The sequence below is a fragment of the Mesorhizobium sp. M7D.F.Ca.US.004.03.1.1 genome (assembly GCF_003998635.1).
GTDB lineage: Bacteria > Pseudomonadota > Alphaproteobacteria > Rhizobiales > Rhizobiaceae > Mesorhizobium > Mesorhizobium loti.
The window spans coordinates 1-10,743 of sequence record NZ_RZQG01000113.1 but is presented as its reverse complement, the minus strand read 5'-3'; the positions used below and the strand labels follow the sequence as shown (position 1 = coordinate 10,743).

Sequence of the window (10,743 nt, the reverse complement as noted above, 5' to 3'; positions counted from 1 at the left end):
GTCTGACGCCAGCGGCTCCTCCGGGAAGACGTCGCTGGCGGCGACGATGTGGCCGCTCTCCACCGCCGCCATCAGCGCGGGGAAGTCCACCACGCCGGCGCGGCTGAGCAGGATAAAGGCGGCACCCTTGCGCATGCTGGCGAAGGCATCCGCGCCGAGAAAGCCCTGGTTCTCTGAGGTCACCGAGGCGACGACGAAGACGAAGTCGCTGGTCGACAGCACCGCGTCGAGCGAGGCCGGCTCGACGCCATTGTCGATGAGGATCGACGGCGGCAGCCAGGGATCGAAGACTTTGGTGCGGGTGCGGAAGCCCGACAGCAGCCGGTTCAGCGCGCGGCCGAGATCGCCGAAGCCGATGATGCCGACATCGGCGCCCGACAAGAGCCGCGCCGTCAAATTGCCGTCGCCGCCCCACAGCTCCTTGCCATTCCGGAAGGCGAGGTCGGCATCGACGATGTTGCGGGCGAGGTTGAGCGCCATGGCAAGGCCAAGCTCGGCCACCGGCTCGGCGAACACCAGGCCGGTGGTGACGACATGGATGCCGCGTTGAAACAGCGTCTCGTAGGGCATGTTGTTGATGAGGTTGGTCTCGACATTGAAGACGCAGCGCAGCGCCTTCATCCGGTCGAGCGTGTCGGGTGAGATCGGCGGCTGGCCGACAATGTAGCGGGCTTGTGCCAGCACATCGGCCGGCAGCTTCGCCACGCCGTCGGCGGTGGTCTCGACGATGCGGTATTTCGACCTGAGGCGCGCCAGCTGCGGCTGGGTGAAGATGAGGTCGAGCGTGCGTGGTTCCGGTGCGCTGATGACCAGCGGCAAGGCATTGTCTGACATGATGATTCCTCCCGGCGCGATCCGGATCGCGTTTTCTGGGAGGTAAATTACCTTCGATTAAACGATTTACAACCACGAAAAATCGATTTACCCATTTCTCCAGCGGACGAGAAATGCTGATGTCCGCACCTCGGGAGGAGGACCAATGGCGCATCGGCAAGGCCAGCAGCGGCGTGCCTCAATCCATGATGTGGCAAGCCATGCTGGCGTGTCCGCCGCCACCGTCTCCAAGGTCATGGCGGGCGTCACCACGGTGAAGTCCGAAAATGCGCAGCGCGTCTTCGATGCCGTCGAGCTGTTGGGCTACCGCGTCGATCCGCTGGCTTCCGACATGCGCAGGGCCAAGCGCCGCATCATCGGCGCCATCATGCCCGAGTTCGAAAGCGAGTTCTTCGGCCAGATGGTCACCCAGCTCGAGAGCCTGGCCGAGCAGCGCGGCTACACGCTGGTGGCGGCGTCGAGCCGCGAATCCGAAGCGCGCGAAACGGAGATCCTCGCCCGCATGCATGACTGGCGGGTGGCCGGCGTGGTGCTGGCACCGGTGCGCAACGAGCATGGACCGGCGGCCGCATTCATGAAGGCCAACGGCATGACCGGCGTGCTGATCGACCGCGTGCTGTCCGACGACGCCTTCGACACGGTGTCGGCCGACAGTGCTGCCGCAAGCGCCGAAGTGGCGCGCGAACTGCTCGGCAACGGCCCCCGCCACATCCTGGTCATCGGCCTTGGCGAGCAGGCGGCCACCGTGCGCGCCCGCCTCGATGGATTTCGCGCCACCGCGCTCAAGCTGGCGCCGGGTGTTCGCATCGACGTCGTGCTCGCCGAAACCGATGTCGAGCCGCTCAGGGCGCAGCTGCGCGACTATTTTGCGAAGGGAGAGCGGCCGACGGCGGTCTATTCGCTGTTCCTCAAGGGTACGCTGGTGGCGCTCTCGGAGTTCCGCCGACGCGGCTGGCACTGCCCCAACGACATTTCGCTGGTCGGCTTCGACGATGCCGAATGGATGCAGGTGACATGGCCGGCCATCGCCGCCGTGGTGCAGCCGGTGCGCCAGATCGCCGGCCACGCCATGGAGGCCTTGTTTGCCAGGATCGAAGGCGGGGAGGGGCCGCCGATCGCGCGGCTCGAGCCTTGCAAGGTTCTGATGCGGGAATCCGTTGGCCCGCCAGGCAACGGCCCGCATTCCGGGACGGCTCGCGGCACGTGACATCAAATGGAGGAAAACGAATGACCCAGTTCGTCCTGAAGATAAATCGATTTACTCTGGCTTCCGGCCTCGCGTTTCCGGCGCATGAACGGAGAGGCTACAGCTGATGAATGTTTTTGGATTGCACACATTCGCCATTGCCCCGGTCTGGGACCTCGACCTGATCGAGCCGCAGATGGAGCGGTTGAAGGTACTGGGCATCGGCCTGCTCGAAATCCCGCTGCTGCGCCCCGAGGAGATCGACACTCTGCGCACGCACGCCTTTGCCGAACGTTGGAATGTCGCGCTTATTCCGTCGCTTGGCCTGCCTGCTTCACTCGACGTGGTGGCGCGGCCGGACGAGGCGCTGGCTTTCCTCGAGCCGGCCTTCGGCGTGTGTGAGGCGGTGGGCAGCGAGGCGCTCGGCGGCGTCACCTATGGCACGATCGGCAAGACTTCCGGACGTGCGCCGATGGCTGAGGAAATGGACGGCATGTGCAGGTTCCTGGTCCGCGCGGCCAAGGCGGCCAAGGCGCATGGGCTGAAGCTCGGCATAGAGCCCTGCAACCGCTACGAGACGCATCTGATCAACCGTGGCATCGACGCGACGCGGATCATCGAGCGCGTCGGCGCCGACAACATCTTCATCCATCTCGACACCTACCACATGCATATCGAGGAGGAGAGTTTTGAAGCCGGCTTCCGCGCCGCCGCACCCTATCTCGGCTACGTCCATGTCTCCGAAGCCAATCGCGGCGTGCCGGGGCGCGGCATGCTCAACTGGGCGGCCTGCATGAAGGCGATATCGGACATCCGCTACAGCGGAGCCATCACGCTGGAAAGCATGAACCATGTCGATGTCGACATTGCCGGCGGGCTGGCCGTGTGGCGGCCGGTGGCCGACAATCCGGACGATGTCATCGAGGTCGGTCTGCCGTTCCTGCGCAAGGAGGCGAGGAAGGCCGGGCTGACGCTGGGGTGAGGGTGCTCCAACGGAGCCGTCACATGTGCCAGCGATGCAACAGTGCAGAATCGTTTGACCGAGGTGCTGCAGAAACGGTGTAAGAACCAGTAACGGCACAATTGACACGAGGCAGGGAATTGGTTCTGCTGGCGCCGTATCCAATGTGGAGGGGACTTTGCGGTGAAGAAATACGAGAAGCCAACTTTGCAGAAGCGCGACAGGCTTTCGGGCGTCACGGCCCAGACTGCTCCCTCGACACCTCCGCCGCCGCCCGCCTGAGCGGTTGGCGTCTGACGCATTCGCCTCATAAGGGCAATCAATAGGGCGCGATTGGCTGATCGCGCCCTATTGCATGTTGGCCACGGGCGCCTGCCGTTGTCCCAGATGCCGCATCTTGCGGCCAATGATCATCAGCCGGCGCGCCGTGTTGTTGCGCAGGCGCCGTACGCGCCATTCCAGCCCGGTTTCGATAGTGATCGACTTGGCATAGTAGCTCACACGCATACCGTCCTCATCGGTAGCCACCTTGACCGGGTCGTCATAGAAGGCATTGATCTTGTCAGCCGCCATGCCTGGTGTTTCCAGCCAGCGCGGAATGTGAACCGAATGGAGCTGGTCGACATCGGTCATCACCCGCCCGATGCCGACGCCCGGCGTTGGACACGTCGTGCAGAAAGCGTCGCCGATGAAGACGACCCCGTCGCGGCGATGGCCTTGCGTCGTATTCAGGCTGACCTGCCTGACCTCGACGGGACTTGCGACTTCGAAGTTGCCGCATAGCGCTGCTATCTCGGGCATCAGCTCGCAAAGCATCTTCTGCGGATCCTGGCGAAACGCCCTCGTCCACGGTTCGGCCACGGTGCGATAGACGAACATGTTCGCCCGCATCTTGTTGCCGAGAGGAAAGATGCTGATGTAGGCGACACGGTCGGCGGCCCGCCTGCCGTAGCAAGTAGCGGACTGATAGGCGAATTCACGCGGCGAGATGGCGAGATCGAATCCCATCGACAGCGAATGCGCCTTCGATTGCTCCACACGCTCGACCCCGACGGCGCGCCGCACCGCTTCGCCGTGGCCGGTGGCCACCACCAGCAGGCGGGCACTGATGACGGAGCCGTCGGCCAGCACAAGCCGCTGCCGGTCCGGTCCGGTCGAGATCTCGGTTACCTTGCCGACCGTCAGCGGCACTTGCGGCGGCAAGGCGTCGCGCAGGCCATTGATCAGCGCGCCATAGGAAAATGTGAATTCCGACTTCTTCTCATGCGCGAACAGCTGGCCGAGGCGGAAGACATGGGTATCGGTTGTTGAGGTGACGAGACGCTTGACCGTCGCATCGAGGCCGAGCTTTTCGAACAGCAGCATCTGATCCATGCCGATCTTCTCGGCCCGGAACTCGTCGTGGTGGACGCGGTGCGGATCGATCAGCGCCACCTTGCGCCCAGCTTGTCCCAACACCGTTGCCAAGGTGGTGCCGGCCATTCCGGCGCCGACGATCGCCACTTCGACTTCGGTTTGGCCAGCCTCTGCGGTACTCATTTCGCTGCCCTTTCTGGTAGCAACTCCCGAGTGCAACTACGGTGGAAGATATCTCCCGGACCTAATTCAACCTCAAGCAACCGGAGCATGTATCTGGTAGTAACCAATGTTTAGGTTAATCGCGGACCCCGTCGTTTCCAGCGCGGTGCGATCGCCGAGCCATCGATGAACTCAAAACCGCCTGCCTCGTTGAGCGTGTGAAGTTTGCGCCCATTCCATAGCGCACCTGGATTTAAGATGGTTTCAACGACTTGCTCCATGCCGATCAAATCAAGGTGAGAAATGCGTGCGATGCCGAGAGCCGCGCCATAGCTCCTGCGGCAGTCCTGAACCGGGCGCAGCAAGTCGTTGCCGCGCTTGACCATGCGCCCGGCCGGCCGCGCCGAGGCGATGTCGATCAGCACGGGATTGTTCGGATGCGGTGTCCAGGGGCCGCGAAAATCCGGCGCCGACCACAGATGCAGCGCGTCGGAGAAGGCGCCGCCGCCATCGCGGATGGTGCCTCCACCATCACGGATGGTGCCTCCACCATCCCGGACAGTGGCGAACAGCCACCAGGCGCCGCCGTGCTCGACCAGGGTGGCGTCGCTGGCGATGATGCCGGACAGAAGCGTCGCCTCCTTGACCCATCCGCCGGGAAAGGCGGTGGCCCGGTAGAGATCGACCGTGCCGTTGGCGCAGCTTTCTGGCACCATCCAGACCTCGCCGTCGCGCTCGAAGACGAAGGGGTAGGAGAGATGGTAGGGCAGGTCGAGCACCGGCTCAGGGCGGCCGAGCGGGCCGGCCGGGCCGAAGGGCACGGCGGAGATGATGGCCCGGCCCAGCCGATGGATATAGTCCTCGACGAACAGGGTTAGCTGGCCTTGGTGAACGATCGGGAACGGGTCGGCATAAAAGCGGCTGCCGTCGTCCGGCAGCTCTTGCCAACCCGATGCCGGATGCGCGCGCAGGTCGAACAAATCGCGACCCTTGGTCTGCCGCCAGCCGACCTTCCAGTGCGGCGCGTTGTAGCAAAGATGGTAGATCTTCTGGACGATCCGCCGCGCCAGCGCCTTGCCGGCTCTGACGCCAAGCTTGCCGGCCGAAGGCATCGGCGGCGGGCTACCTGCCTGCGGCGGCTCGGGCAGGTCGGGCACGGACTTTGCCGCGCCTGACAGGGCAGCTATGATCAGGCTTGCCGTGCGCGCCAGCATGTCCTGGAAGGATGCGAGCGCGATGCCGCCATATTCGGTTCCCAGGCGCCCGGCGGCAATCGCAACACCGTTCTCCTCGATGCGGGCAAGCGGTGTGCGGCTGGCAAGGATCAGGGCCAGCAAGGCCGCTTCGCCGCTGGCGCCATCGTAGGTGACGCGCCAGACCCGCATGCCTTCCAGCATGACATCGCCGCAGAGGTCGATCACCAGGTCAGGCGAAGCAGAGGACTGCGTCCGGTAGGGGGCGAGCGTCGAAAGCGGCACACGCTTGCCCAGCCCATCATGGGACAGGCCGTGTATCGTCGTTTCGAGTTGAAACAGGGCCGCGGCGCTGCGCGGGATGCCGCCGTCCGCCGGCCTGATATCGACGGACGGCACGACATCGCCAAGTGCGGCAAGGCGTTCCAGCAGCGCGACATGGAAGGCGCGCACGCAATCGCCGTCCAGGCGCAGGCTTATCCGCATGTTGGGGACCCGAAAAGGCGGTGTCCGGCCTTGCCGGTCCGGTCAAATTGTAGCCCCATCCGCATACATCTCCGCTCGCTGCGCACTGAGCACCTCGGTATGTATATTTTTAAGCAAACTGCGTGCCAAAATTCACGTGACCTCTCAACATAATTAACAATCTTTTAACAGTTGAAGGAATAGCTAGGTTAGTGCCGCAATCTGATCTTGCCGGCATATGGAGTATTGTCGGAGGCAGCCATGCAATCATCTCTGCCCATGGTTCCTCAGCAACACGCTCCAGATGCGGGACAAGCGGGATCATACGCGGCTTCGACTGTCGAACTGGGCGATCTGAAGCGCATTCTGGTGCGCCGCCGGTTCTGGATCTTCGGCACCGTCGCGCTGCTGACGCTGGTCACCTTGCTCTACGGTCTTTTCACGCCTGCGCTCTACAGCTCGGCGGCGGAAATCCTCATCGATCCGCAGGACCTGCAAGTGGTCACCAACGACGTCAATCCCAGCCGGATCTCGCCCGACGGCGGCATCACGCAGGTCGAGAGCCAGGTCAGCGTGGTCCAGTCGACAGGCGTTCTGATGCGGGCGATCGCAGCGACCAACCTGACGCAGGATCCGGAATTCAACGGGCAGGGCTTGCTGTCGCGCCTGCTCGGTTCGGCATCGGCCGAAGGCGACAGGTCGGCGCAGACCCTCGACGCGCTGCGCCGACGCCTGGCGGTGAAGCGGGCCGACAAGGTCCTGGTCCTCGACGTCATCGTCACCGCCAAGAGCGCCGACAAGGCCGCCCTTCTGGCCAATGCGATCGCCCAGGCCTATCTGGTCGACCAGGCCAGCGCGCGGGCGCAAATGGCCAAGGACGCTTCCGAGTCCATCACCGCGCGGCTGGACGAACAGCGCAAACGCGTCCAGCAAGCCGAGAATGCCGTCGAGGCCTACAAGTCGGCCAACAATATGGTGATGGCGGCAGGCAATCTGGTCAGCGACCAGGAACTGACCGAGATCAACACGCAGCTTTCAGCGGCGCAGAGCCGCACCGCGGCGCTGAAGGCGCAGGTCGACCAGATGCGCCGGCAGAGCGGCACGGCGGACGCAACCTCGGAAGCGATGCGCTCGGCGGTAATCTCGAGCCTGCGGGCACAAGAGGCGACGCTGGTCGACCAGGTCTCGCAGCTCGGCACGGAGCTGGGGCCGCGTCATCCCTCGCTGATCGCAGCCCAGCAGCAGCTGCGCGACACGCGCCAGCTCATCGCGCGCGAACTCGGCCGCATCGCCACCGCCACCGAGACCGACTATGAACGGGCGCTCGCCAACCAGCAGGCGCTGGAAGCCAAGGTCGCGGGCATGAAGAGCAAGTCGCTCGACACCGACCAGGCCTCGGTGCGGCTGCGCGAATTGCAGCGCGACCTCGAGGCGCTGCGCTCCGTCTACGCGAACTATCTCCAGCGCGCCCAGGAGACGCGCGAGCAGATCAATGTCGACAGCACCAATGCGCGCATCATCTCCAACGCCATGCCGGCCCTGAAGAAGAGCTGGCCGCCTTTGTCGCTGCTGCTCGTCGGCGCGATCTTCGGCGGGCTGGGGCTCGGCACCGGCCTGGCGCTGATCGCCGAATATGCCTCGCCGACGGTGCTTTCAAGCGCCCAGATGCAGTCGGCCATCGAGGCGCCGGTGCTGGGCGTGGTGCCGGCAAAGTCAGGCACTGGCCGGCGCTGGTGGCCTTTCGGCGGGAGTGCGGCCGCCGCGGCCAGCCAGAAGACGGACGCCGTCGTCGGCCTTGCGCTGAGGCGCATGTTCAGTTCGGGCCAGCGGCCGCCGGACTGGCCGCTGGTGCCATCCATCCTGGTGACATCGTCGCCGGGCGAGGGCGCGCAGCGCAGCCGGGTGGCGCGGCTGCTGGCCAATACCGCGGCATCCAGGGGCAGCCGTGTGCTGTTCATCGATGCCAATGCCAGCGGTGGCGGCCAGAAGGAGGCGCAGCCGGGAATCCTCGACGTGCTGCGCGGCGAATACGCGTTTGAAGCCGTCAGCCACTACGCGGCCGGCAGCAACGTCGCGCTGCTGGGCAGGGGCCGCTCAAAGGCGGTCTTCCAGGAAGCGCATGGCATCTACTTCGCGCAGCACATGCTGGCCCAGGCCAGCCGGAGCTTCGAGCTTGTCGTCATCGACGGCGGCGCGCTGGCCGACAATCTCAATGCCTCGCCGCTGGTTGCGATGGTCGACGAGATCCTGCTCGTCGCCACGCTGAACGCCACGCCGATGCGCGACGTCACCGCGACCTCGCAGGCCGTCTCCGTCATGGGGCGGCTGCCGACAGGCGCCTTGCTGGTCGACGAGGCGGCCTGACATGGCCGCCAGCTGGAGCGGAAGCGCCTCGAACTACGGTGCTGCCGCGCCCCGCGCCGGCACGTCGGTCGACGCGCTGACGCGCTTCGGACTGATCGCGGCGGTGGCGGTGCTGTTCAGCGTCTCGGGCGGCATGCTGTGGCTGGTGGGCTACAATTACGACGGCCTGTTCGGCAACCCGGCGACCAAGATCCACCCGTCCACCTATCTCATCGTGCTGCTGCTTGCCTGGCGCTCCTGCACCTTCGGCAATCCGGGCTATCTCGTGCATGTCGCCGACAGGCGGCCGGCCAGCGCGCTGATGGCCGCCATCTCGATCGTGCTGCTGTTCGTCGTCATCGCCAGGCAGCGTCCCGGCATGGCCGGCATGATCGATACGTTCGTGGCGGCGGCACTTCTGGTGCTGATGCTCAGCGAGGACGACGAACGGACATTCGCCGGGCTGCAGACCGTCATTCACGTGGTCATGACGGCGAATGCGTTGCTTGCGCTTTTCGAGTTCGCCACCAAGACGCTTATTTTCCCCTATCGCCTCGACGGCGTGGCGTTTACCACCGATCTGCGCTCGAGCGCGCTGCAGGGGCATCCGCTTGCCAATGCCATGGCGACAGCGATCTACGTGCTTGCGCTGCTCTCGGGTGCCAGATCCCTGTCGATGCCTGTGCGGATAGGGCTGATCAGCCTGCAATGCGCGGCACTCGTCGCCTTCGGCGGCCGCACGGCGATGGTGACGACGGTGGTGCTCGGCGGCTGCTATCTGCTTTTTCAGGGCATCATCAAATTGCGCCGGGGCCGCGTCAACCTGCTGGGTGCGGCACTCGGCTTCATGCTTGCCGCGCTGCTGCCGGTCGTCATCGTCGTGGCGGCATATTATGGCTTCTTCGACGCGCTGCTGGAGCGCTTCGTGTCGGACAGCGGCAGCGCCAATGCCCGCGTCGAGATGTTCGAGCTCTTCAAGTATCTGGAATGGCGCGATCTGATCGTTGGGCCGGATGTCGACCTGGTCGACAGCCTGCGCCGCATCAACGGTCTCGAACAGGGCATCGAGAACCCGATCATCCGCACGATCGTCTATCAGGGCGCCTTCTTCACCCTTTTGCTGACGTTTGGCTTCGTGCTGTTCCTGTTTGAGGTGGCGCGTCGCTGCCATGCCGGCATCTGGCTGCCGATGCTGGGCTGGATCATCCTGATCAACACCTCGGAAAGCGTCGCGTCGAAGACGACGCTGCTGACCAAATTCGTGGTGCTGGTTCTGGTGCTTTACCGGCCGGCGCGAGCGGTGGTGCGGCAAAGGGAGCAGCCGGCGCAAACGTAGCGCTCTACGGCGGATGCCGGGGATGGCGGGTGCCTATTCCGGCATAATCAGCCCAAGCGCCTCAACCATTGCCGGGTCCAGCGCCCGCGTGCTGTCGTCCATCATGCCCATGCCGTCGAAGAGATTCCAGAAGGCCCAGGGGAAGCCGAACGACTCGGCGCTCTGCCTGACATCGGCGATGTAGCGCGCGCGATCCGGATTGGGCGCGGCGACATAGCGGGCGTCGGTGCGCAGCGCGCCGAACTCGCCCATGATGATCCGTTCCGGCGCAAGGCCGTGGCCGTCGGCCCAGGCGCGAGCCTCGCCAAGATATTTGTCGACAAACCAGCGGTCGGGCCGGGCGTCGAAATAGACCTTCAGCACGCGCTCGGTTTCGGCATAGGCGGCCTGCTTGGCCTCTTCAGGGGTTTCGGTGTCCTGCGCCATACGTGCCCTGACCGAGGCCAGCGTCTGTTCCAACGAGCCGGCGGATGCCGGCCACGGCACATTGTTGAGCGACCGGTAGACCGGCTCGCGCATCCAGGGTGCGCCCTGATGGCTGAACAGATAGGGCTCGTAGAAGTGGAAGGTGAACAGGATCGGCTCGAACCGCGCCAGCGGCGCCGGATCGAGCGCGGTCAGTCCGCTCACCATCGAGCCGCAACCTCCGGTGACGACCAGCGGCAGGGTCGCTGCCGACGCCCTTGCGGCGGTCAGGAGTGAAAGCTGGATCTGCGACCAGACGTTCGACGCGCAGGACTGCGCCGGCTCGTTGACGGGCTCGAGCGCCACCCTGCCAGGCTGGAAGCGCTCCAGCCTGCCGGCAAGCTCGCCGACCAGCCCACGATAGAGATCGAAAGCGGGTGCGGCGGTGCTGGAGACCAGGCGGTCGGGGTTCCAGTAGTGGGTGGCGCCATTGGCCTGGATG

At 64.9% G+C, this 10,743-nt stretch carries 8 protein-coding genes; 4 read left to right on the top strand and 4 right to left on the bottom strand.

The annotated features are described in order from the left end of the window. A partial coding sequence (locus EN935_RS09655) for a hydroxyacid dehydrogenase (RefSeq protein ID WP_164771061.1) occupies positions 1-834 on the bottom strand: 834 nt, incomplete at its 3' end. A 145-nt stretch (positions 835-979) separates the two neighbouring features. Between EN935_RS09655 and EN935_RS09650 the strand changes: the two genes are divergently transcribed. After that, the gene (locus tag EN935_RS09650; protein WP_127373292.1) at positions 980-2,041 is read left to right on the top strand and encodes a LacI family DNA-binding transcriptional regulator; all 1,062 of its coding nucleotides are present in this window, start codon (positions 980-982) and stop codon (positions 2,039-2,041) included. A 106-nt stretch (positions 2,042-2,147) separates the two neighbouring features. After that, positions 2,148-3,002, top strand: coding sequence for a sugar phosphate isomerase/epimerase family protein (locus EN935_RS09645; protein WP_127264495.1), 855 nt, complete (start codon positions 2,148-2,150; stop codon positions 3,000-3,002). Positions 3,003-3,329: 327 nt separating this feature from the next. On the opposite strand, the gene EN935_RS09640 is transcribed toward EN935_RS09645, so the two are convergent. Beyond that, complete coding sequence (locus tag EN935_RS09640) at positions 3,330-4,520, bottom strand: NAD(P)/FAD-dependent oxidoreductase (RefSeq protein WP_127264496.1); 1,191 nt, start codon at positions 4,518-4,520, stop codon at positions 3,330-3,332. Between the two features lie 110 nt (positions 4,521-4,630). Then, the gene (locus EN935_RS09635) at positions 4,631-6,178 is read right to left on the bottom strand and encodes a formyl transferase (protein ID WP_127264497.1); all 1,548 of its coding nucleotides are present in this window, start codon (positions 6,176-6,178) and stop codon (positions 4,631-4,633) included. 240 nt (positions 6,179-6,418) lie between these two features. Here EN935_RS09635 and EN935_RS09630 point away from each other — a divergent pair, with 240 nt between their 5' ends. Further along, complete coding sequence (locus EN935_RS09630) at positions 6,419-8,521, top strand: exopolysaccharide transport family protein (protein WP_127264498.1); 2,103 nt, start codon at positions 6,419-6,421, stop codon at positions 8,519-8,521. Position 8,522: 1 nt separating this feature from the next. After that, positions 8,523-9,836, top strand: coding sequence for a VpsF family polysaccharide biosynthesis protein (locus EN935_RS09625; protein WP_127264499.1), 1,314 nt, complete (start codon positions 8,523-8,525; stop codon positions 9,834-9,836). Between the two features lie 33 nt (positions 9,837-9,869). Here the strand turns inward: EN935_RS09625 and EN935_RS09620 are convergent. Continuing rightward, the coding region (locus EN935_RS09620) for a cellulase family glycosylhydrolase (RefSeq protein WP_127373291.1) at positions 9,870-10,743 on the bottom strand (874 nt) is incomplete at its 5' end.

Bases quoted from the DNA above. Each gene is read 5' to 3' on its own strand.
- EN935_RS09645 (WP_127264495.1), top strand. From the start codon at position 2,148: ATGAATGTTTTTGGATTGCACACATTCGCCATTGCCCCGGTCTGGGAC.
- EN935_RS09650 (WP_127373292.1), top strand. From the start codon at position 980: ATGGCGCATCGGCAAGGCCAGCAGCGGCGTGCCTCAATCCATGATGTG.
- EN935_RS09640 (WP_127264496.1), bottom strand. From the start codon at position 4,520: ATGAGTACCGCAGAGGCTGGCCAAACCGAAGTCGAAGTGGCGATCGTC.
- EN935_RS09630 (WP_127264498.1), top strand. From the start codon at position 6,419: ATGCAATCATCTCTGCCCATGGTTCCTCAGCAACACGCTCCAGATGCG.
- EN935_RS09635 (WP_127264497.1), bottom strand. From the start codon at position 6,178: ATGCGGATAAGCCTGCGCCTGGACGGCGATTGCGTGCGCGCCTTCCAT.
- EN935_RS09625 (WP_127264499.1), top strand. From the start codon at position 8,523: ATGGCCGCCAGCTGGAGCGGAAGCGCCTCGAACTACGGTGCTGCCGCG.